We start from the raw sequence: 20,542 nt of genomic DNA on the forward strand, positions 1-20,542 counted from the left end.
TTTTTTATTTAGCTATATTACTCTCATTAATTTTTCTAATAAAAAACTCACACTCTTTCCTAGTTTTCGGATGCAATATGACCTTCTCTGTTAATAAATTTCGAATCAAACGGTCTGCCATATCAGTATCTATCCTTTTTCTTCCCCACGTTCTCGAGAAAGAGCGATAATCACAAATCATTTCTAACAGATATTTTCTTGGCATAGGCAGGGCTTCTCTTTTGACCGAGTCCACCACCCAATAGTTCCAGTGATGTTTGTTATGATGCTGATGATGAAGCCAAGCATACTCCCATTCAAATTCATCTAACTTTTTGTTTAAATAAAACTTTCGGGCATATGGGAAGAACTCAATAGGGTTAAATTTAGACATGTCATGCATCATGCCTTGAACATATAAGCCTTCTTTCCAGCACTCTAGGAGCACATTAAGCTTATGTTCAAGTATGTAAAGGAGATATTTCCAGTAGCTTTTCATGCTCCTTGCCCTCCAGTTTAAAATGTTTTTTTAATTCTTTTCTTTATCTCTAATAAACTCAATTCGATTCAAATGCTTCTCAACTTTATGTGTTTACTATTCATGAATAAAAAAACCAAAAAATCAACAAAATACCTATAATGATAAATCGAAAGGAGGACACAACATGAAATTAAAGAAAATAGTACTGGGTTCACTTTCGGCTGTTCTTTCTCTTAGCTTACTTTTTGGATGTGCAGATCCGAGTGAAGACGAACAAGAACCAGATCCAACTGAAGAACCTTCTGAACAGAATGATGAACCTGATCAAGATGATGATAAGAGTGAAATGCAAGAGGAACAAAAAGAGCAGTAATACATAAAAAGCTTTGACCCTTCAAATATGGGCAAAGCTTTTTGATTTTCTATTACCATCCCTCATATGCTTCCTTTAAAGTGTTAAGATCAATTTTGGTCTTCGTTTTCATTAGTGCCTGCATCACTCTTCTTGATTTCTCAGAATCTAAGTCATTTAACATATCAGGCAAATCACGAGGAACAACTTGCCACGACACTCCATATTGATCTTTCAACCAACCGCACACTTGAGAATTTTCGTCTCCACCTTCAGAGAGCTTTTCCCAGTAGAAATCTATTTCATCTTGCGTCTCACAGTGGACGATAAATGAGATGGCCTCTGTAAATTTGAACTGACGCCCACCGTTTAATGCAACGAATGTTTGTCCTTCTAGCCGGAATTCCACGGTCATTACTGTCCCCTCGGGTATTCCATGAATTTCATATCCTTCTGTACCATACCGAGTAATTCTACCGATCGATGAATTTTCAAAGATTGAGGTATAAAACCTTGCAGCTTCCTCTGCTTTTGAATCGAACCATAAGTTTGTTGTGATTTTTTGTAATTTCATCTTTTCCTCCTACTTGCGTTAATTCTTGAATAATCCTTTAATTCTAATTCGATTGTATCTTTGTAAACAGATCGGATACATACCAATTACTATCAATCTTTTCATTCTTCATACTTACCTGAAAGTCCTTCTCCACAAAAAAGACGCCTTTTTAAAGGACGCCTTAAGTAAGAAGCTGATCTTAAGTTAGGTTATGGTCTACCTTACTTTCATTTGCATGTTTGGCATTTTGGAAACGAAATAAGTTACGTACCCTCTCATCTCTTAAATATAATCCGCCCCAAGCAATAATTGCAAAATACACAGGAGACAATGTATGAGTGAAAAGCGGGTCATCCAGGCGGATATGTGTAACAATTGCCCCGCCTAAATATCCGGTTATAAGGACAGCACCCCATATAGATGTTTGGGGAATGGCATAAAGAATGGTTGAAATAAGGCCAAGAACTCCTATCACAACAACATGTTGTACAGAGAATCCCATTTCCATAGAGGGTTTTATAACAGATTCAAGTTTTAACAATTTCGTTATCCCATCAAAAAGCATAAATACAGTGAACAGACCACTCATTATTCGTGCTGTCCATAAGCGCCCTTTAGAAGTTGAATCTTTCACAGTCATCTCTCCTCTTCATACCTATAGATTTTTTGATGCAAGTTCTACCCAGCTACTGAGTTGATCCATATCTAACATTTCCCCATCCACTATTTTTAAGGTTTTCCTTTCAGCTGGTCCGCTAAAAATTTCTGGGAGTTCAAGTTGAGAAGTATTAAAAAGAGTAAAACTTACAGCCTTCTTAGAAGTTGATATAACGGCAACATACTTTCCGTTCTTTAAAAAATCCAGCTGTTTTGCAGTTTACGAATAAATATGATTTGCCCAATGTGATAAGCATTATGTGTGGCTACATTTCCAAGAATTCCCCACCACTTCGCTGGTACAGGGAATCCATTAACTTCGCTTTCTACTTTCTCTTCGGTTAATAAATCTTGCCATCTTAAGAGGACCTCTAACAGACGTTCTTTTAAATGGTTAAAATTCTCATTATCCTGTAGGACAAAGCTTTTATTATTATCACCTATATTTGGTACAGCATTAACATGAGATTTTATGTATCTGGTCTGCCATGTTTCATTCCAATAAAGGAGATGCTGTACAATTTCTGCAATACTATTACAATTTTCGCTAGGCTTCCAGAATGCTTCATCTATTGATAGATTAACAACCGACTCGGAAAATGGAAGATACCAACTGGGATCATTAGCATTTGCTAATAATTGATCGGATAATACCTCTTTTGCATGAATCATATTTTTTACACTCCTAATCCTTTAAGTAGTTTTTTATTCTATTCACTTCTGTCACGGATAAAAATGAAATTACGATTTAAATGGATTTAGAATAAGTAGGCTCACCAAATGTTAGGGTTTGATCATCAGTAAATCCTAGTTTCATATAAAACTTCACACCTGCATTGTTTTCCGGATGCACCGTTAAACGAATTCGATTACAAGAAGGATGAATATGTTTTAGGTGCTCTATCAAAGCTTTTATTACGTCATTACCAAACCCCTCTCTTTGGTATCGTTTATCAATGAAAAAATGAAACAGCCAATAGTCATCTTTACTGTCAGGTGTATAGTGCAGATTGAAGAAACCGACTATTTTGTTCTGGTTGTATACGCCATATGGTTCCACTAATCTTCCATCAGGTCTGATGTATGCTTTAGTAAGTGCAATCGCAGCAGGCGGTGAAACGGCCGCAACAAATCTTTGTTGATCATCAAACACAGTGAGCTCAAGAGCTTCTCTCCAGTTTTCTGAATCTATCTTCCTAAGTTCAATCCTCGTCATGCTTTTCCCTCCCTTCCGTAATTCAAGTACACTTGCAAATTATTACATATGTATATGAAACAACGTTCGAATTATATTTCTTCATATGCCATATGACATTTTTTTATGCTGTTGAATCATAAGATGAATAGGGTTAAATAAAAATATGGAGGGGACTTATGAAGGCCATTATATGCACAAAATATGGGCCACCAAATGTACTTTCGCTTAAAGAGGTTGAAAAACCTTCACCCAAGGACAATGAGATACTCGTAAAAGTTCATGCGACTACCGTTACTTCTGGCGATTGCAGAGTTCGAGGCTTCAAAAGTCCGATCATGTACTGGGTCCCTATGCGACTTTTCTTAGGTCTCAGAAAACCAAGAAAACCAATACTGGGCGTAGAATTAGCAGGAGAAGTTGAAGAGATAGGCAAGAATGTAACCCGATTCAAGGAAGGTGACCAGGTTTTTGCTCTAACTGGAATGCGATTTGGTGCTTATGCCGAGTACACGTGTCTTCGTGAAGACGGTATAGTAGCCTTGAAACCAGTCAACCTATCGTATGAAGAAGCTTCAGCCATTCCTTTCGGTGGAACCTCAGCTCTTTATTTTCTTAGAAAAGGTAAGATCCAGAGCGGACAAAAAGTTCTGATCTATGGAGCTTCTGGTGCAGTTGGATCCGCAGCAGTCCAGCTTGCCAAATACTTCGGGGCAGAAGTAACCGGTGTATGCGGTCCAACTAATATAGAATTAGTGAAATCTCTAGGAGCTGATCAGGTCATTGATTACACGAAAGAGGATTTTACGAAAAGAGACGAACGATATGATATGATCTTTGATGCTGTTGGAAAAGCTTCGACATCTAAATGTCAGAATGCTTTAATTCCTCATGGGACATTCGTAACAGTTGATGGGCAGGGTATCGCAAAAGAACGAACAGAAGATCTAATTTTGCTGAAAGAGCTTATCGAATCCGGAAAGATGAAACCAGTCATCGATAGACGCTATCCGCTGGACCAAATTCCAGAGGCACATGGATATGTGGATACTGGCCACAAAAAGGGAAACGTCGTCATAACGCTAGATCATAAAAACTAAATCCAAAAAAGACGTACACTCCATCTGCAGAATGTACGTCTTTGTACTTTATTGAATCTTATTTAAATGTGTCTCTAGTTTATCCCACATTTCCGTGAATCCTTGTTCCATTCCCATGTCGATTACTGTTTTCAGAGCTTCCTCCGAAGAGAATTGAGCGTGGTTCACGATCTTGGTTTTCCCTTCATGTTCGACAAGAGTTAAGGTTACATGAACACCTGGCATGTTTTCGTTTAAATTTCCTTCTTCATCTGAGAAGTAATCTTCATAAACGATTCGTTCCGGCTCAACAATTTCCTTATATAAAGCTTTTCCCCATGATTTCATCTCGCCATCCGATGATTCCATGCAATAGTGCCAAGAGCCGCCTTCACGAAAATCCATCTTATTGACAGGGAGTGTCCATCCATTTGGTCCCCACCAGTGTGATAGATGTTCCGGGTCTGATAATACTTTAAAAACCAGTTCTCTTGGCGCATCAAAGATTCGTGTAAAGGTAAGAATATTTCCTTCAACCGTTTTCGTCATAGAATTCTTCACATTATTTTCAGCCATTTACATTTCCTCCTTTGGATTAGAAGCCGTATCTTGAATTTTCACGAGTTGCTGCTCTAAACGATTCATTGTAGATGTAGCACCTTCAATAGCTCCAAATTCTTTCACAGCCCTTTCAAGCTCCTCAGTTGATGTAAACAGCATGTGCATGGTGAGTTCAGTCTGATTACCTTGATCATCAAACGTTACAGTTACACGAAAATGTTCTGTCTCATTATCACCATGAGCATAGACTAGTTTTTCTGGTTCGGCGACTTCGATGTAGTTGATCTTATTGTCATAATCAACACCGTTTGGTCCGTGCATCACATACCTCCATACACCACCAGGCCTCACATCTATTTCTTGAACCGTTATCGTAAATCCTTCTGGTCCCCACCAATTTGGCAGGTGATTTGAATCTGTCCATGCTTCAAATACTAACTCCCGCGGTGCATGTAACTGCCGTTTTATCACAAGTTCACTGCCATTGACTGATGTTACAGTTTGGTTTGCTTCTTGACTCATCCTCATCATGCATACCTCCACTTTTTTATTAGTGTTTTTAGAAACTTACCAATTGGTGCCTATTATCCATCCTCACCCTTCCCTTGGAGTTTTTTCAGGTAATCGTCCAAGCGGTCCAATCGTTCATTCCAGAGGTGTTTGTAAGATTCAACCCAGGAATTTAACTCCATAAAAGGCTGAGGTCTTAGCTTGTAATAACGTCGATTGGCGATTGGCTGCACTTCGACGAGCCCGGATTCACTAAGTACTCGGAGGTGTTTTGACACTTGCGGCTGGTTCATTCCAAGTTTGTCGGTAATTTCCCCTACTGTAAGAGGTCCATCCCGAAGAAGTTCAACAATCTGCAGGCGGTTTGGCTCGGCGAGAGCATTTAATATCGTTTTCATGTTTATAATATACACCAAAAGGAATATACGTGTAAAGGAATATATAAAAATTTCTAAAATAAATTTCCACACAAATATATCTATATAATTTAGAGTAAATATAAACAAAGAATTAGATTTGCTTTACCCATTCTAAAAAAGATGTTAGATTCCACAAATTATGACTTGTAATTACCTTTATCAAAGTTATAATTTTTGTATATATATTAAAATTCTGGATCTAAATATAATTTCTAGATAATTTAATCGGAAAGTTTTCAGGGGGGTCAACGTGAGAAAAATATTACCGGGGTCCATTTTATCCTATACCCAATATGGATATTATAAAGTAGCGAAAACCATAAAGAGCCGTTGTCCAAAGTGTAGCAAATCAGGATTATTTACATTGAAAGCTAATTTTTATTTGGTCAATAAAACAGGTTTGTTTGCTGAAGGCATTTGTTCCGATTGTAAAAAAACATCAGAGTTTGTCATTATGCTAAATGATTCAAATCGCACTAAAGAAGAAGCAGAAGTTTACATATATGACCCAACAGCTTCAAAAGATTCTCTGGAGCAAATGGAGCGGGATCCTAATATAGCGAAAGACCTTTTAAGGGCGTATATTTCGGTATTGAACGTGAGTCAGTCAAAAGATAATTCCGCAACGGCTGTTATGTCAAAACGCGTTTTAGAAAGTATCCTTAAGAACTTCCTTGGTGAAAAAAGTAAAGGTCAGACACTTTCTCAGCAGTTTGAGCAGCTGCCTAAACATGTTGATTTTACTACACCTCTTAAAACGTTAAGCCATCTTGTTCATCCCGACAGTCCTTTTAATGAAATGCTTGACCTCGAACGAGAGATTGATGACGACTCGGTTGCCTTATTAATTGAACTATTAGAAAGCCTGATCGATTATTTATTTGTTCTTCCTGGAAAGATTGAATCGGTCACTCAAACCCTTGAGCAAAAATGGAATAAAACAAAATAGATAACAAGCTGGAGCCAATAATCATTCATCGGACTTCAGCTTGTTTTTTTATTGATTGAGAAATAGTTTATTTCGTACATTCTTACAAAGGTGTTTCTGACAGAGCTCTTTAAAGATCTGTACGGTACCCAGAAAAGACTCACTAAAGTTCCCGTCCACAATCGTCCAGCATGTAGCGAGCACCGCATGAGAATACATTCTAAGAAGCAGCCTCTCTTTATCTAGTTTCAGTTCATCTACGAATATATCAACCCGGCTTTCCGTAAACTCTATCAAGTTCTGCCCAGGTAATTTGTTAAGCATAAATTGAACAGCCTCATATTCACGGTCTCCGATCAATCCTTTAGGATCAATGACAGCCCATGAATCACCTTTTTTTAAGATATTGAAATGATGCAGATCACCATGCAGCATATATGGATGTTCAATTGTGTTATTCAAGTATTCAAAAATGTTTAGCGCTTCTAGCATACTCTCCTTGGGAATAGGGTCAAAACCATTGTTATGCTTATGATAAATTCGTTTTAGGCTGTCTTCGCGATCAACCACTGTTGGAAGTGTAGATCTTGATGGAGCCTGAACGATCAACTTTTTCATCACATGTGCTGCAATTCGCGTTGCTTCCTTATCATCTTCTAAAACAGCTAGTGTATGACCAGGCTGAAGCCTTTCTAGAATCATGATCCCTTTTTCCACGTCATAATCAATCACTTGAACAGCCCCCTTCCCTTTCATGTGGAGAAGTGCCTCAAGTTCAGCCTGAAACTCATGATCTGAAAGTACAATCTTTAAAACTACTTCTTGGCCGTCCTTTTTTATCGCAGGAGCAACAAAATTGTAGGAGAGATCAAAAGGTTCTTGAACATACATGTTATATCTTTGCTCACACTCTGCTATCAACTGATTAAAATTTTGCAGAAACTCCGCTGCTTTATCTCCATGAACGCCCTTTATCGTATTTATATATTTTTCTGGCAAACGGATACGCATCGTTTTTCTCCTTTTGCAGTTGTTTACTTTATCCATTTCAACCATAGCACAATTTATTTCTGACTTTTTTCAAAAATTTCTGCAAACGCGTATAATTATCCTTAATGAATTCGTCGTACAAAGTGAACGATAAAATAAAGGAGGTACTACATTTGTCTAAACCTAAAACAAATACCCTGTACGAGAAATCAATCGAGCTTCGCCAAAGATTTGACGAGGAGATTCGTAATTTTAGTGATGGGTTATGGAACTATTGCAGATATCTAACAGGTTCCCCATGGGATGGTGAAGATCTTTATCAAGAAACGATGCTTAAAGCACTTGGAGGTCTTTATACAAGATGGCATCCTGTAAATCTCAAATCCTATCTTTATCGAACAGCTACTAATGCGTGGATTGACTACTGTCGAAGAGAAAAGCGAAACTTAGGAGTATTAGTTGAAGCTGAAGAACCAACTGAAGAATTTGTTGACACTCACAATATTGAAGAAGCACTTGAAAAGCTTTATGAACTTTTCACACCCAGGCAGACCGCCGTATTTTTATTGATGGAAGTCTTTCAGTTTAAAGCCGAAGAAGTAGCGAACATAGTTAAAACAACGCCAGGAGCGGTTTACGCAGCAACCAACAGAATGAAAAAGAAGCTAAAAAAGATTGAGTTTGAAACGCATAAGCCACAGAGTAAAGATAGTCCACAAAAATCTAAAATCATTCAAGCTTATCTCAATGCGTTCAACAGAGGTGATCTAGAAGGCATGCTTTCACTCATTAGTGATTACCCACATTACGAAGCATCATTAGGATTCGTTGAAGTAAATAAGGAAGAAATGCGCAATGGGTCGCTTATGTACGGATTGCCTGGCCACCGTGCCATTGAATGTATGCTGTGGGGTAAAGCTGTTATTGTAGTCCTTGCCGATTCAGATCAAGGACCGCTTATCCACGATATTCAATATCAGGAAGTAGAAAATAACAAAATTGTTTATCACAGAAGCTTTTTCTTTAGAAAAGAATTCATATTGGCTGCTTCAAAAGAATTAGGATATGCCGCCCAGTTGAACAAACCACCCCTTAACTGGGTAGATAAATAAAAGTACACCTTTAATCTGGTCCGTGTAAGGATCAGATTTTTTATTTAGTTCTTTATTGACAGCTATTAAACAAAATCATATTATGTTTATAAATAAACAAACAAATTAAAATAATATTAATTATTTAATAAACAAAAATAGAAGGTGTTTATATTATGAGGGAAATCACGGAAACATTTTGGGACTCATCACTTGAGGAACTTAAACAAGGTTATATCGAAGAAACACATTCCTTTGTGTGCCTTCTCTGCGGTAAACAAGTTGAGAAAGGCATCATCTATCCTCTTAACGACGTTCTATATGAAGCAGAAAGATTTATGCGTTACCACATAGAAAGCGAACATGGATCTGTTTTTGATTACCTGCTGAGTTTGAACAAAAAACTGACTGGACTCACAGACCACCAGAGCAATCTGCTTCGTCTGTTTTATGAAGGAAAAAATGATAAAGATATACAAAAAGAGTTAGAGATCGGCAGTGCTTCAACGATCCGTCACCACCGATTTGCTTTGAAGGAAAAAGAAAGACAAGCGAAGATTTTCTTGACGTTGATGGATCTTTTAAAAGAAAAAGACAAACATGCACCCGCAATAGTTCCACCTCATAAAACAGCCAACATGCTGGATGTCCGCTATGACATAACCCATGAGGAATCCGAAAAGGTAGTTAAGAAATGTTTTAAAGACGGACGGCTTATCAACTTTCCACGGAAAGAAAAACAAAAACTTGTTGTGCTAAGACAAATCACAAATCAGATAGATCCTGAACAAACATACAGCGAAAAAGCATTAAACGAGATTCTTAAATCCATTTACGAGGACTTTGTGACGATTCGAAGATACTTAATCGAATACGGATTCCTCGATAGAAAACCAGATGGCAGTGCGTATTGGATAAAGAAATAAGAAAGGATGAATGAACCTTGCAGACAAAAAAAGAACTAAAGCAACTTTATAAAGAAACACCTATTGAAGCTGGTGTATATCAAATTAAGAATACGATCAACAATAAGTCCTTTGTTGCCAGCACGAGAAATCTTAAAACGCTAAACGGAGTTAGATTCACTTTAGAAAATAACACACACATGAATAAAGAGCTTCAACAAGAATGGAATCAATACGGGAAAGAAGCCTTTATCTTTGAAACGTTAGAAATCCTGAAAAAGAAAAAGGAAGGATTTTTCGACGAGAAACGCGAACTACAAAAATTAGAAGAGAAATGGTTGGATCACATCCAGCCGTATGGAGGTCAAGGGTACAATAAAGAGAGAACCAACGAATGAATAGTTCAGGGAGACATTAGGAAGGAGTTTTACTATGACAATAACTCTAAATAGTACGCCAGTTGTTAAAGCAGAAATGATGATTCGAAAACCTGTAAATGATGTATTTCAAGCATTTATCGAACCAAGTACTACAACTAAATTCTGGTTTACAAAAAGCAGCGGAAGATTAGAAAAAGGTAAGCATGTGCGCTGGGAGTGGGAGATGTATGGTGTATCCGATAACATCTTTGTAAAAGATATTGAAGAAAATAAGCGGATATTTATCGAGTCTTCAGATGGAACAACAGTTGAGTGGATATTCACACCACGTAATGAACAAGAAACCATGGTCAGCATTTCAAATTCAGGATTCAGTGGGAACGGCGATGAAATTGCAGCCCGAGCCATTGACTCGATGGGCGGCTATACGATGGTACTGTGCGGATTAAAAGCTTATTTAGAACACAGCATCATCTTAAATCTCGTGCTAGACAAAGCCCCCGACTATCACATATAACCTTCAAAAAGGACCTGTCCATTAGGTCCTTTTATAGATTGAATGTTTCCTTGATTTGAGCTGCAACCTCATCTGGACTGAGGTATGTGTTGTTTATCCGCAGGTAGTTCTTCCTTTTGATCTCCCCATCAAGCGAGTTCAGCCTGTATTTATCCATCGATGTCTTTAGATCATTCTCTGACCATTCTAGGTTTCGTTTGGTCGGTTTATGTTGTAAACGGTGTGGCGTCGTATTTCTCTTTAGTCTTGTTTGCAGATCTGACTCAAGTTCTACGAAATAGATCGCTGCACCTGCTTCCTCAAACACCTGGCAAACACTCTCTACAAAATCCCAGTCGGATTGGTAGTTAAACGCCCAAACATAAGTAAAGACCATGCCGTATTGATCGCTGTCAGCAAATGATTTAAAGATCTCAGAACGAAACAAGTTGACGAGCCTCTTCCCTTCTTTTGTTCCATAATCAAAAAAGGACTAACAAGATCGATCGTCATATGGTTGTGAAACAGCTTTAGCTCTGTCGTTTTTTCTAATGCATGCCCAACCGTCATTTTGCCAACGGCTTGCGGTCCAAATAATAGAACCAACTTCATGATGTTTCACCTCAAGTACTGTTTTATTTTTTTGCAAACGACAGTCCTTTTTCGTTTAGTGCTTCACGCAGCTGCCCCATTGCTTTCGGCCCCATTCCGTGTAAGTCCATAAGGTCTTTTTCCGGCCACTTCGCTAATTGTTCTATCGTAAAGATGTCAGCACCTGCAAGTGCTCGCTGTGCTGGTTTAGCTAACTTTGAGGGTAGATTTGTTTGATGCTTTTCCACTGTCATACTCTCAGCTCCTTATATCATGCTTTTGATAAATTTCACCGCTGCTTCTTGAAGCAGAATACATATTAGCCACCCACCTATGCCTAACGCTAGACACATTATTAATGAAAGTGAATGTTTTAATGAGAAATACACAATAAGCAATAAAACGGCTGTAGCGGGGAAACCCCAGAGAACACCTAAGGCAAATTTACTTAAATTCGCTGTTTGTTCACCTTGGACATATAGCCAGATGATGCTTAACAAACTAACAAGCGGCAATGCTGCAACCACTCCGCCATACGCAGGAAACCTTCTTGCTACTTCCGTAACGATCGCAATAATTCCTGCAGAGATTATGATTTTCATTATTACATACATGTCTTTGCACGCTCGCTTAACAGTTTAAAAGCTTGGATAACCAACTCTTTCTCTTTCTCATTCATCTCATTAAGGATTTTATTCAGTCTTTCTTCATCAAGACTTGTGTTCTGGTAAAGAACATCTTTTCCTAGTTCGGTTAAGGCAAGCAACACTTTTCTCTCATCAAGAGGATCACGTTTTTTTATAATGTAGTTCTTCCCCAGCAGCCGTTTCACATGTTCGGAAGCCGTATTATGAGAGATTTGAAGATACGAAGCCACATCATTCACACCAATCGATTCCTTCTTTTCAATAAGCTGCAGGATTCGAACAACTTGGTGAGTAATCTTTTCACCATGGGGATAATGCAGGTGAAAATATATGTCTGTCCAATATTGGTTTACTTCTAAGGCCTGAGACAATTATGTCACTCCTTTATATCGTACTAAATGATTATATCTTATTATACGATATAAATTGTATCATAAATCAATTTTGATGCAAGAAAACGAAATAATTCCTAAGATAAATAGAATTAACAGAATTCCGGGAATAAGAAAGAAGCCCAGCGAGGTTCAATAATCACAAGCCCCGTAAGCGCTTGTATCACATTTCCATCACACAACCATCACAAAACGTTCACAAAACCCTTTTGTAATGTGCGCTCAGGTGTTCTATCATTTGAACTGGGAATTCATTTAATGCTTTAATAGAGGAGTATTTAAGGTTACACTATATGGATAATATAGAGAGAGAAATATTGTGAAGATGGTGTCTTATAGTATGGAGAGAAGTGTAAGTTTAGAAAAACAAAAACGGTCAGCGGTTCTGTCACAAACAGTGAAAACAGGTATTATCAAGTCAAACCTCGTTCCCATGTTTGCGGGACTCACGCTGGCTTTATATACGTACGATATCGACCCTGGCACGAAATTATTAGATGTACTCTTCGTCTTGATCGGTACGATTCTAGTCATTGGTGCTGCTGGTACGTTCAACAACGTATATGACAGGGACATCGATGCGATCATGGAGAGAACAAAAGGCAGACCCACTGTCACGGGAGAGATCAACACGAAATCAGCTATAGTGCTTGGTGTTATCATGGCTGTACTCGGTATTGTGGCTCTTGCTTTTACTACGCCACTCGCTGCCCTGTTAGGCTTTCTGGGGTTATTCTTTTACGTTGTTCCGTACACGATGTGGAGTAAAAGGCGTACTATCTACAACACAGAGATCGGCAGCATCTCTGGAGCGATGCCTCCATTAATCGGGTGGGCGGCTATGACCGGAACTCTTGCACATCCCGCTATTGCGGCATTATTCATCATTCAAGTGATCTGGCAGATGCCACACTTTTATGCGATTGCGATCCGCCGGCATGATGAGTATAAAGCAGCAAGAATTCCGATGCTTCCTGTCGTAAAAGGCATTAAGAGAACGTATACGCAAACTAACATCTACTTGGTGCTCTTAAGCTTAACGAGTTTTCTATTCCTGCCGCTAAGTTTAGGATTAACGTTAGTGGCACTGCTCATGAATGTAGGATGGCTCGTTTTGAGCATCTACGGTTACAAAAAGAACAAGGATTCAGAGAAATGGGCGAAGCTGCTATTTATCTATTCTCTTATTCACATGACGATCCTTTTCTCAACTGTCATCGTCTACTCCCTTGTTGGGATTTTTATCTTAAAATAAAAAATGCTCAGAGTCTCGCACTCTGGGCATTTTTTTCGTCCACTATTTATAGAGAATATCGTCTCTTAAGGAAGCGACTTTCGTTAATGCTGTATCAATATCAGCCTCTTCTACTCCGAAGTGAGCCAGGGCGTCGTGCAGATGTTTCGCGATCGCATTAAAATGCTCGGGCTGCAGATTTAAACCTTCATGAGCCTTAGCCATCGATTTACCTGTGTACTGTTTAGGGCCACCTAAAGCAAAACTGATAAATTTGGTCTGATGGCTTTTTTGCTTTTCCATATCGGTATGCTCAAAGAAACGATTGACCGTTTCATCTTTTAACACCAATTCAGAATAAAAGTAATCTACCACTTTTGCCACTGCTTCCTCGCCGCCAACTTTTTCATAAAGCGTTTGCTGCATCAAAATCTCTCCTTTATCTGATTGTTACGTCTACCCTATTAATCATTACCCAATACGATAAAAAGGAATCCCTCCAAGTTGTATTTCCTTATGAAAGCACCCAAACTTTTGTTGTCACCCATCCCTATCGTATAATAGACGTTATACATAATCCGGAAAGTGAAGAGGGATGTAAAATGATTCATTTAAAATCTGCCCGAGAGATCGAGCTTATGCATAACGCAGGCAAGCTATTAGCTGCAACCCACCGTGAGATCGCGAAAAGAATCAAACCAGGCATCACGACGATGGAGATTAACGAGTTTGTTGAAAAATTTCTAGCTGAACATGGTGCAACGCCTGAACAAAAAGGATTTCATGGCTATCAGTATGCAACTTGTGCATCGATCAATGATGAGATCTGTCATGGGTTTCCGCGCAAGAAACCTTTAAAAAAGGGGGATATTGTTACCATTGATATGGTCGTGAATTTGCGAGGAGGATTGGCCGACTCTGCTTGGACGTATGCGGTTGGCAACATCTCTCCCCAGAAACAAAAATTGTTGGATGTAACAAAAGAATGTCTATATAAGGGGATCGAACAAGCGGTTGCTGGAAACCGTATTGGCGATATCGGTCACGCCATTCAAACCTATGCTGAAGCAGAAGGCTATTCCGTTGTACGTGATTTTACGGCACATGGAATCGGTCCTACCCTGCATGAAGATCCACAAATTCCACACTACGGTGAACCTGGAAAAGGGTTAAAACTAAAAGAAGGAATGGTAATCACGATTGAGCCCATGATCAACGAAGGCATGTGGCAAAGCAAGATGGACAACAACGGATGGACAGCGCGAACCATTGATGGCAAGCTCTCCGCTCAATTTGAACATACCCTTGCAATTACGAAGGATGGCCCGATCATTTTGACCGAGCAGTGATAGGATTTTGCCCGTCGTTATGAAAATGCAGTTTTATGTCGAAGTGTGTCATTTTGTTGAATTATCCCTAATTTTTGTGGAATTATGCTCCAAACTTGTGGAATTTTGCTCGCAATTTCTGGAATTAAAGCTAAATTTCGTGGAAATATCTCTAGAAGATGGATTCCCGCTTCTCTCGCTATCCCCTAGATACCTCATCGATAGGGCTAATCCAATGACACTCTACCCATAAAATAATACAAGGACCAGTTTTGGTTACAAAACTGCCCATTTTCATTAGTATAATAAATAAAAAACCCAAAAAAGCCTGTTCCCAATGAGGAACAGGCTTCTCATCATTATTACGCTGTATCCATGCGGTCTCCATGCGCAAGATGTTTATCGTTTTTCCAAATAAAAATAAAAGAAACCCCGCTGAGGTAACCTCAACGGGGGTTTCAATGGATGGGATATGATATTTAGTGTTATTGATAAATTAGATTAATTGTCTTTAATGATTACTTACCTTGCTTCATAGCAATATATTGCTTAACAACTTCGTACACATACTCTTGGTTCGCAGCAGCTGTTGTAGGGTCGTACTTGCCGCCGTTTGTTTTGTTGTTTGATAGAACGCGGATTCCTAAGAACGCCACATCATAGGCTTTGGAAATTTGTGCGGCTGACGCACCTTCCATCTCTTCTACTGAAGTCCCAAAGTTCTCATGGAACCACTTGATGCGGTCCACCTCGTTGTTCCAAACATCTGCTGAACCAATCGTGCCTTCAACCACTTTTCCTTTTGTATAAGTATCTTTTACAGCATGTGCAGCTGCCAGCAGCTCTTCGTCACCCTCAAAATAACGAGCCTTTTCTGCGTTCGGGTCTTCCCCTGCACTTCCTTCAGATGCCATCAAGTCCATCGGAATCCAAGACGTTGGATGGATGCCTTCGTTCGCCTCCAAATGAGGAGTTTTTAAAGAACCCAAATTTACCGTTCTTTTACCTAATACAATATCAAAAACATTCAGACTTGGGTCATGTCCACCAGAAGTTCCTTGGTTGATGATCGCGATCGGATTATATTTTTCAATAGCAATCGCTGTTGCCGCTGCTGTATTCTCCATACCCTTTCCAGTTTTCGCAACGATTACCGGATAGTTATCAAGTTTTCCTTTATAGAAAACAAAGTTTCCTGACTTCTCTTCTTTTACATTCTCTAAACGTTTAGCAAAATTCTCAGCTTCAATCGGCATCGGACCTTGAATGATGATTGGTCGCTTCGCCTTTTCTTTTCCTGCTGCAGTCTGATTAAAGTCAAAACCTGCAAATGCTGATAAAAACAACACAGCCGCAATCGCCAGCAATCCATATTTCTTCATAATGACTCTCCCCCTGATGGATTACTCGTAGATCCGCTAAAGTAAAAAAAGCCCAGAGTGCAGATTGAAATCTACCTTCCAGACCATAGAAGTCAAAGTATACATAATTAAGCAATTGAAAATCATGCAAAATCATACTGACGCTGATAACGGACAAAACCGAATTCAACTGTGGAATACTTTAACTCGTAGTCCAGTTCTTTCAGCGGGAACCGGGTAGAAACACTCAGACCATATTACCGAGCATATACGAGTAATTCGTTTTTAAGTTTAATACTTTGATAATATAACAAACTATCATTTTAAATTCAACTAAAAACTGAATAATAATCGATAATATTGAGCGATTGTTCGTGTTTTAGTTAATCGTAATTAAATATCTTCTTTCAATATCGAATACATATACAAATCATCAAACTTTCCACATGTGTATTCGTAATGTCTTAACAGTCCTTCTTTCATGAATCCCGTCTTCTCTACTAATTTTTGCGATGGTAGATTAGCAGGTTCAATGAGCGCTTCGATCCTTTCCAGCTCCAAGTGCCGAAAACCAAACTTCATGACAGCCTCCAACGCTTCAGCAGCGATCCCTTTTCCCCAGTATGCTTTGCTCAGTTCAAATCCAACCTCAGCTCGATAGTGTTTTGGAGATCTATTTAAGAAACCACAGCTACCTATAACCTTGCCGGATTCTTTCAACGTGATGCCCCACCGCATACCGCTGCCTTCTCTAACAATAGATTCATACCATTCAATCTCACCGAAAACATCCTTAACCGTTCGATACGGTTCTAACCCCATATGTTTTACAACATCCGGTTCAGATAGGTATGTAAACATATCTTCTGCATCATCTTTTGTCACTTCTCTAAGGATTAGTCTCTTTGTTTCAATGATCGGAAATTTATCAATCATGGAGTGTCCCTGCCTTTTTGAAAGAATTTTTTAATGGAGTTACCTTAATTAATTCGTTGTGTAGTCTAATCTTCATATCTTCTAATTCTTCTGCTGAGGGCTTTACCTCTTCTGCAAACATATCATCACGTTCAACCCACCAGACAGGACCTTTTACAGGTGAATCTTTTTCTCTTCGAGGAAATAGGTGCCAGTGCAGATGTGAATCGCCATTCCCAAGCAACTCATAGTTCAATTTCTCAGCGTTAAAGGCTTTATAAACGGCTTCAGCTACTTTACTCATCTCGATTAAAAACTCGTTCTTCACGTTCTCTTCTAAAAAGTGAAGCTCTGTCTTATGTTGCTTAGAAAGAAACAAACTGTATCCCTTAAAATACTGATGATCACCAATGACTACATAACCCGTTTCCAATTCAGCAACAAAATATGGGTTAGTTCCGTTCTTAATCATTTCAATGCGCTCACAAATTAAACAGCTTTTATCAGACATTATCCAATAACCTCATTCCATTAATCTTGTCTTTATCTTAGCATTATTTTCCTTTTTTATGGTTCTCTTTTTCAGTCTTTCGTTCAACCCCCACAATGCTGTTTTATTGCTGTCCCATTTTAGCGCCTCAATTGCTTTGTCATAGCTCACCCACTTAAAAGAAGAATGTTCTCTCGATAAAGTTATTTCTTGATCAGCCACTTCCACGCCAAAAGCATATTCAGGAATGACATACACGTCTTCCCCCCACAAGAAACGACCGATAACATGTTCCACTGGCAGCGATGACACGGAATCTAACTGCATCAGATTAGATTCTACGTTTAATCGCGCTTCTTCTAAAATTTCACGTCCAGCCGATTGAAGCGCTGTTTCACCCTCTTCCCCGCCACCAGCAATACCTTGCCAATAGTTGAGATCAGCTCTTTTAAAAATGGCAAATTTGATGTCGCTTTTTTCTGTCTTATAGGGCAGAACCAAAACTTGGTACGGAGCTCTCATTGTTCATTCCCTCCACTATTCATAAATACTCACTTCATGAACATCATTAGCGGTATTTCCGCTTAAACTAGGCTATGATAAGAATAACTTTTATTTTTGTTGGGGGATTTATTTTGAAGAAAGATTTATTACAGGAAGCAAAAGAATTTATCAATTCCTGCTATCAGGAGTTACATAGAACACAAAACGAGATCGATGAAAGAATACATGAGATCACAAATCACATTCAAACAGAAGGTATGTATGTGCACACTCCTCAAGAACTGGAATACGGAGCAAAAGTAGCTTGGCGAAACAGCAACCGCTGTATCGGAAGGCTCTTTTGGGATCAAATGCACACTTTAGATAAGAGACACCTTCAAACAGAAGAAGATATATTCAAAGCCATTTTAGAGCACATGCATTATGCTACAAACCGTGGGCGCATCCGTCCTACAATTACGATTTTTCACCCGCAAGCTCACGAGAACCATATACGCATTTGGAACCATCAGTTGATCCGTTATGCTGGCTACCAACTAGAAGACGGCGTAATTGGTGATCCAGGGTCAGTCGCTTTCACGAAAAAATGCATCGAACTCGGTTGGGAGCCGAAATACGGAAGATTTGATATTCTGCCAATCATTATTCAACTCAACGATAATGCTCCTAAATTCTTTGAACTGCCAGACGAAGTTACACTTGAAGTAGAGATTCGACATCCAGAATATGAATGGTTTGAAGACTTGCAGCTCAAGTGGTATGGCGTTCCTTTTATTTCTGATATGGCACTGGAAATCGGCGGCATCCGATATACAGCAGCACCTTTTAACGGTTGGTATATGGGAACCGAAATCGGAGCGCGCAACTTAGCCGATGAAGACCGGTATAACATGCTGCCTCAGATTGCATCGTTGATGGGGCTAGATACAAAGAGCTCCATCTCACTTTGGAAAGATAAAGCACTTGTTGAACTGAATATTGCCGTCCTGCATTCGTTCAGAGAAGACGGCGTTAGCATTGTGGATCACCATACAGCTGCACAGCAGTTTAAGAAGTTTGAAGAAAAAGAGACAGAGGGTGGAAGAAAAGTAACCGGCAACTGGGCGTGGCTCATTCCGCCAATGTCTCCTGCTACTACACATATCTTTCATAAACCATATAAAAATGAAGTGTTAAGGCCCAATTATTTTTATCAAGAGAGACCTTATTAATATTGGAAGCAGAAAAAATACGCAGGTATACGCCTGCGTATTTTCATTTCTTCCATTCTTTTTTTCCTTCAAATGCAACATCTACTATGAATAGCAATAACACTACAATCAATTCTGCAGTAATTGGAATCGTAATACTTCTCATAAGCTCATCCACTGTATGTAAAGCAAACCAGGAGAATGTACAATCTATGATCATCGTTATGAGAAAGACCAAAACAGCACCTGATAACTTTGGTGTTATCAGCAAAATAAAAACTTTAGAAAAAAGATCACTAATAATACCAAGAAGAAAGAAATAGAGAACGAACAGTAATATGGCTGAAAACGACTCAAATTGAACCCCTAGTAAACTAAAGATACCTGTAAAACCAAAGAAAAATAATCCTACTATAAAGGTTAGAGCAAGGATTACTAAAGCGGATAAAGCGGTTACAACAAACATCTTCACATTCCATTTCAAGTGACGAAATGACTCGTTCTGTTTACTCATTGATGTGTACCCCTCTATGAAACTATGTCCGATTACAGCTTATTTTATCATATTATCCTTGTGTAAACAGACCACCATGTCTTTAACTTCCTTATTCAAACAGATCATTCTCTTCTATATTCATCTTTCTGTATGAACGATTGAGAACATGCTTTTCAATACGATTTGACATATAATACTTCTCTATATACATGGCTCTAACGATACGCGTGACCTCATCCTTCTTTAATTCCTGTTCGCTCAAATTTTTAATAAAAAGATGTAACGGAACATCGACTCCGTCCTGGTGGATTGGCGGCTGCAAGTAATTAACATCCTCATATTTCCTAAACTCATTCTTCAAAAAAAACCTCGTACGCTTAATGCTATCTTCCTTTTCTTCTTCTGTATGCAGCGTTTCTAGTATTTCCGTCTCTAAAACGATAGCTTTTAAAGATTTATGTCCTGCTGTTACTGCATCCTGGTTTAAAAACTCTTCCATCTTACGCAAAGTCTCCCTACCTAATCCACGACTTCGCACCATTGAATTTGTAACAAGGTATACAATAAACCCCGTGTTCACATCAGCTAAATAGTGTGCCGTTGAGAGCGATACAAGCTCCTCATCCAGATAGCCAACCAAAAAACGATAGTTATTAGGCCTATGTTTCTCGGCATACTCTAAACTTTGGATGAAGATGTTTTCTGTCTCTCTCACTTCCATCGGAAAAGATTGATGATAAAGGGTAAATGCGTCATTTAATCGTTCTGCATCATCATAAGTGATCTCATGCCATGTGATTGTCATACATACATAC

29 protein-coding genes, 1 pseudogene and 1 riboswitch are annotated in these 20,542 nt (G+C 38.9%); of the genes and pseudogenes, 10 read left to right on the forward strand and 20 right to left on the reverse strand.

What is annotated here, in order from left to right:
* Positions 1 to 4 precede the first annotated feature (4 nt).
* The gene (locus IEV52_RS14325) at positions 5 to 478 is read right to left on the reverse strand and encodes a DUF5662 family protein (protein ID WP_188403192.1); all 474 of its coding nucleotides are present in this window, start codon (positions 476 to 478) and stop codon (positions 5 to 7) included.
* Positions 479 to 644: 166 nt separating this feature from the next.
* Here IEV52_RS14325 and IEV52_RS14330 point away from each other — a divergent pair, with 166 nt between their 5' ends.
* Positions 645 to 833: a hypothetical protein gene (locus IEV52_RS14330; RefSeq protein WP_188403193.1), complete on the forward strand. Its 189-nt coding sequence runs from the start codon at positions 645 to 647 to the stop codon at positions 831 to 833.
* A 52-nt stretch (positions 834 to 885) separates the two neighbouring features.
* Here the strand turns inward: IEV52_RS14330 and IEV52_RS14335 are convergent, their stop codons facing one another.
* The 4 genes from IEV52_RS14335 to IEV52_RS14350 all read right to left on the reverse strand — a co-directional run bounded on the left by IEV52_RS14335 (position 886) and on the right by IEV52_RS14350 (position 3,241).
* Positions 886 to 1,386: a VOC family protein gene (locus tag IEV52_RS14335; RefSeq protein WP_188403194.1), complete on the reverse strand. Its 501-nt coding sequence runs from the start codon at positions 1,384 to 1,386 to the stop codon at positions 886 to 888.
* Positions 1,387 to 1,567: 181 nt separating this feature from the next.
* On the reverse strand, positions 1,568 to 2,008 hold the full coding sequence (locus IEV52_RS14340; protein WP_188403195.1) for a DoxX family protein: 441 nt from the start codon (positions 2,006 to 2,008) through the stop codon (positions 1,568 to 1,570).
* A gap of 212 nt (positions 2,009 to 2,220) precedes the next feature.
* Positions 2,221 to 2,697, reverse strand: coding sequence for a DinB family protein (locus IEV52_RS14345; protein ID WP_188403196.1), 477 nt, complete (start codon positions 2,695 to 2,697; stop codon positions 2,221 to 2,223).
* Between the two features lie 76 nt (positions 2,698 to 2,773).
* Positions 2,774 to 3,241, reverse strand: coding sequence for a GNAT family N-acetyltransferase (locus tag IEV52_RS14350; RefSeq protein ID WP_188403197.1), 468 nt, complete (start codon positions 3,239 to 3,241; stop codon positions 2,774 to 2,776).
* Between the two features lie 158 nt (positions 3,242 to 3,399).
* Between IEV52_RS14350 and IEV52_RS14355 the strand changes: the two genes are divergently transcribed.
* Positions 3,400 to 4,320: an NAD(P)-dependent alcohol dehydrogenase gene (locus tag IEV52_RS14355; protein ID WP_188403198.1), complete on the forward strand. Its 921-nt coding sequence runs from the start codon at positions 3,400 to 3,402 to the stop codon at positions 4,318 to 4,320.
* A gap of 48 nt (positions 4,321 to 4,368) precedes the next feature.
* On the opposite strand, the gene IEV52_RS14360 is transcribed toward IEV52_RS14355, so the two are convergent.
* From IEV52_RS14360 to IEV52_RS14370, 3 genes are read right to left on the reverse strand one after another with little or no spacing between them, the layout of a single operon-like run.
* Positions 4,369 to 4,875: an SRPBCC family protein gene (locus tag IEV52_RS14360; protein ID WP_229754300.1), complete on the reverse strand. Its 507-nt coding sequence runs from the start codon at positions 4,873 to 4,875 to the stop codon at positions 4,369 to 4,371.
* Positions 4,876 to 5,388, reverse strand: coding sequence for an SRPBCC family protein (locus tag IEV52_RS14365; RefSeq protein ID WP_205724014.1), 513 nt, complete (start codon positions 5,386 to 5,388; stop codon positions 4,876 to 4,878).
* Positions 5,389 to 5,444: 56 nt separating this feature from the next.
* Entirely contained in the window at positions 5,445 to 5,768 is a 324-nt protein-coding gene (locus IEV52_RS14370; RefSeq protein ID WP_188403199.1) for an ArsR/SmtB family transcription factor, read from the reverse strand.
* Positions 5,769 to 6,039: 271 nt separating this feature from the next.
* Between IEV52_RS14370 and IEV52_RS14375 the strand changes: the two genes are divergently transcribed.
* Positions 6,040 to 6,738 carry a hypothetical protein gene (locus tag IEV52_RS14375; protein ID WP_188403200.1) on the forward strand — a complete coding sequence of 233 codons (699 nt, stop codon included), beginning with the start codon at positions 6,040 to 6,042 and terminating at the stop codon, positions 6,736 to 6,738.
* A 48-nt stretch (positions 6,739 to 6,786) separates the two neighbouring features.
* Here IEV52_RS14375 and IEV52_RS14380 read toward each other — a convergent pair whose 3' ends face one another.
* A complete protein-coding gene (locus tag IEV52_RS14380; protein ID WP_188403201.1) occupies positions 6,787 to 7,728 on the reverse strand; it encodes an aminoglycoside phosphotransferase family protein in 942 nt (313 codons plus the stop codon).
* Positions 7,729 to 7,880: 152 nt separating this feature from the next.
* Between IEV52_RS14380 and IEV52_RS14385 the strand changes: the two genes are divergently transcribed.
* The 4 genes from IEV52_RS14385 to IEV52_RS14400 all read left to right on the forward strand — a co-directional run bounded on the left by IEV52_RS14385 (position 7,881) and on the right by IEV52_RS14400 (position 10,600).
* Positions 7,881 to 8,819, forward strand: a complete 939-nt coding sequence (locus tag IEV52_RS14385; protein ID WP_229754301.1) for an RNA polymerase sigma factor — start codon at positions 7,881 to 7,883, stop codon at positions 8,817 to 8,819.
* A 155-nt stretch (positions 8,820 to 8,974) separates the two neighbouring features.
* On the forward strand, positions 8,975 to 9,724 hold the full coding sequence (locus tag IEV52_RS14390) for a DUF2087 domain-containing protein (RefSeq protein ID WP_188403203.1): 750 nt from the start codon (positions 8,975 to 8,977) through the stop codon (positions 9,722 to 9,724).
* 17 nt (positions 9,725 to 9,741) lie between these two features.
* Positions 9,742 to 10,101, forward strand: a complete 360-nt coding sequence (locus tag IEV52_RS14395; protein ID WP_188403204.1) for a GIY-YIG nuclease family protein — start codon at positions 9,742 to 9,744, stop codon at positions 10,099 to 10,101.
* A 34-nt stretch (positions 10,102 to 10,135) separates the two neighbouring features.
* The gene (locus tag IEV52_RS14400; protein WP_188403205.1) at positions 10,136 to 10,600 is read left to right on the forward strand and encodes an SRPBCC family protein; all 465 of its coding nucleotides are present in this window, start codon (positions 10,136 to 10,138) and stop codon (positions 10,598 to 10,600) included.
* A 31-nt stretch (positions 10,601 to 10,631) separates the two neighbouring features.
* Here the strand turns inward: IEV52_RS14400 and IEV52_RS14405 are convergent.
* The 4 genes and pseudogenes from IEV52_RS14405 to IEV52_RS14420 form a co-directional block, all read right to left on the reverse strand.
* A pseudogene (locus IEV52_RS14405) lies at positions 10,632 to 11,191 on the reverse strand (AAA family ATPase).
* A gap of 23 nt (positions 11,192 to 11,214) precedes the next feature.
* Entirely contained in the window at positions 11,215 to 11,424 is a 210-nt protein-coding gene (locus tag IEV52_RS14410; protein WP_188403206.1) for a helix-hairpin-helix domain-containing protein, read from the reverse strand.
* Positions 11,425 to 11,436: 12 nt separating this feature from the next.
* Complete coding sequence (locus IEV52_RS14415) at positions 11,437 to 11,784, reverse strand: DUF3147 family protein (RefSeq protein ID WP_188403207.1); 348 nt, start codon at positions 11,782 to 11,784, stop codon at positions 11,437 to 11,439.
* Complete coding sequence (locus IEV52_RS14420; protein ID WP_188403208.1) at positions 11,775 to 12,188, reverse strand: MarR family winged helix-turn-helix transcriptional regulator; 414 nt, start codon at positions 12,186 to 12,188, stop codon at positions 11,775 to 11,777. The genes IEV52_RS14415 and IEV52_RS14420 overlap by 10 nt, the downstream gene beginning before the upstream one ends.
* Before the next feature lie 361 nt (positions 12,189 to 12,549).
* Here IEV52_RS14420 and cyoE point away from each other — a divergent pair, with 361 nt between their 5' ends.
* A complete protein-coding gene (gene cyoE, locus IEV52_RS14425; protein WP_188403209.1) occupies positions 12,550 to 13,464 on the forward strand; it encodes a heme o synthase in 915 nt (304 codons plus the stop codon).
* A 42-nt stretch (positions 13,465 to 13,506) separates the two neighbouring features.
* Here cyoE and IEV52_RS14430 read toward each other — a convergent pair whose 3' ends face one another.
* On the reverse strand, positions 13,507 to 13,869 hold the full coding sequence (locus tag IEV52_RS14430) for a group I truncated hemoglobin (RefSeq protein WP_188403210.1): 363 nt from the start codon (positions 13,867 to 13,869) through the stop codon (positions 13,507 to 13,509).
* Between the two features lie 176 nt (positions 13,870 to 14,045).
* Here IEV52_RS14430 and map point away from each other — a divergent pair, with 176 nt between their 5' ends.
* Entirely contained in the window at positions 14,046 to 14,792 is a 747-nt protein-coding gene (gene map / locus IEV52_RS14435) for a type I methionyl aminopeptidase (protein ID WP_188403211.1), read from the forward strand.
* Between the two features lie 497 nt (positions 14,793 to 15,289).
* Here the strand turns inward: map and IEV52_RS14440 are convergent, their stop codons facing one another.
* The 4 genes from IEV52_RS14440 to IEV52_RS14455 form a co-directional block, all read right to left on the reverse strand.
* Complete coding sequence (locus IEV52_RS14440) at positions 15,290 to 16,153, reverse strand: 5'-methylthioadenosine/S-adenosylhomocysteine nucleosidase (RefSeq protein ID WP_188403212.1); 864 nt, start codon at positions 16,151 to 16,153, stop codon at positions 15,290 to 15,292.
* A 169-nt stretch (positions 16,154 to 16,322) separates the two neighbouring features.
* Positions 16,323 to 16,426, reverse strand: a riboswitch (purine riboswitch).
* Positions 16,427 to 16,525: 99 nt separating this feature from the next.
* Complete coding sequence (locus tag IEV52_RS14445; RefSeq protein ID WP_188403929.1) at positions 16,526 to 17,065, reverse strand: GNAT family N-acetyltransferase; 540 nt, start codon at positions 17,063 to 17,065, stop codon at positions 16,526 to 16,528.
* Positions 17,061 to 17,558: an HIT family protein gene (locus IEV52_RS14450; RefSeq protein WP_188403213.1), complete on the reverse strand. Its 498-nt coding sequence runs from the start codon at positions 17,556 to 17,558 to the stop codon at positions 17,061 to 17,063. The genes IEV52_RS14445 and IEV52_RS14450 overlap by 5 nt, the downstream gene beginning before the upstream one ends.
* Before the next feature lie 12 nt (positions 17,559 to 17,570).
* Complete coding sequence (locus tag IEV52_RS14455) at positions 17,571 to 18,059, reverse strand: NUDIX hydrolase (RefSeq protein ID WP_188403214.1); 489 nt, start codon at positions 18,057 to 18,059, stop codon at positions 17,571 to 17,573.
* 113 nt (positions 18,060 to 18,172) lie between these two features.
* Between IEV52_RS14455 and IEV52_RS14460 the strand changes: the two genes are divergently transcribed.
* On the forward strand, positions 18,173 to 19,252 hold the full coding sequence (locus tag IEV52_RS14460) for a nitric oxide synthase oxygenase (protein WP_276208313.1): 1,080 nt from the start codon (positions 18,173 to 18,175) through the stop codon (positions 19,250 to 19,252).
* Positions 19,253 to 19,295: 43 nt separating this feature from the next.
* Here IEV52_RS14460 and IEV52_RS14465 read toward each other — a convergent pair whose 3' ends face one another.
* The gene (locus IEV52_RS14465) at positions 19,296 to 19,745 is read right to left on the reverse strand and encodes a YrvL family regulatory protein (RefSeq protein WP_188403216.1); all 450 of its coding nucleotides are present in this window, start codon (positions 19,743 to 19,745) and stop codon (positions 19,296 to 19,298) included.
* A 91-nt stretch (positions 19,746 to 19,836) separates the two neighbouring features.
* Positions 19,837 to 20,532, reverse strand: coding sequence for a GNAT family N-acetyltransferase (locus IEV52_RS14470; protein ID WP_188403217.1), 696 nt, complete (start codon positions 20,530 to 20,532; stop codon positions 19,837 to 19,839).
* Between the last annotated feature and the right edge of the window lie 10 nt (positions 20,533 to 20,542).

The sequence above is a fragment of the Fictibacillus barbaricus genome (genome assembly GCF_014635025.1).
In the GTDB taxonomy this organism is placed as follows: domain Bacteria; phylum Bacillota; class Bacilli; order Bacillales; family Fictibacillaceae; genus Fictibacillus; species Fictibacillus barbaricus.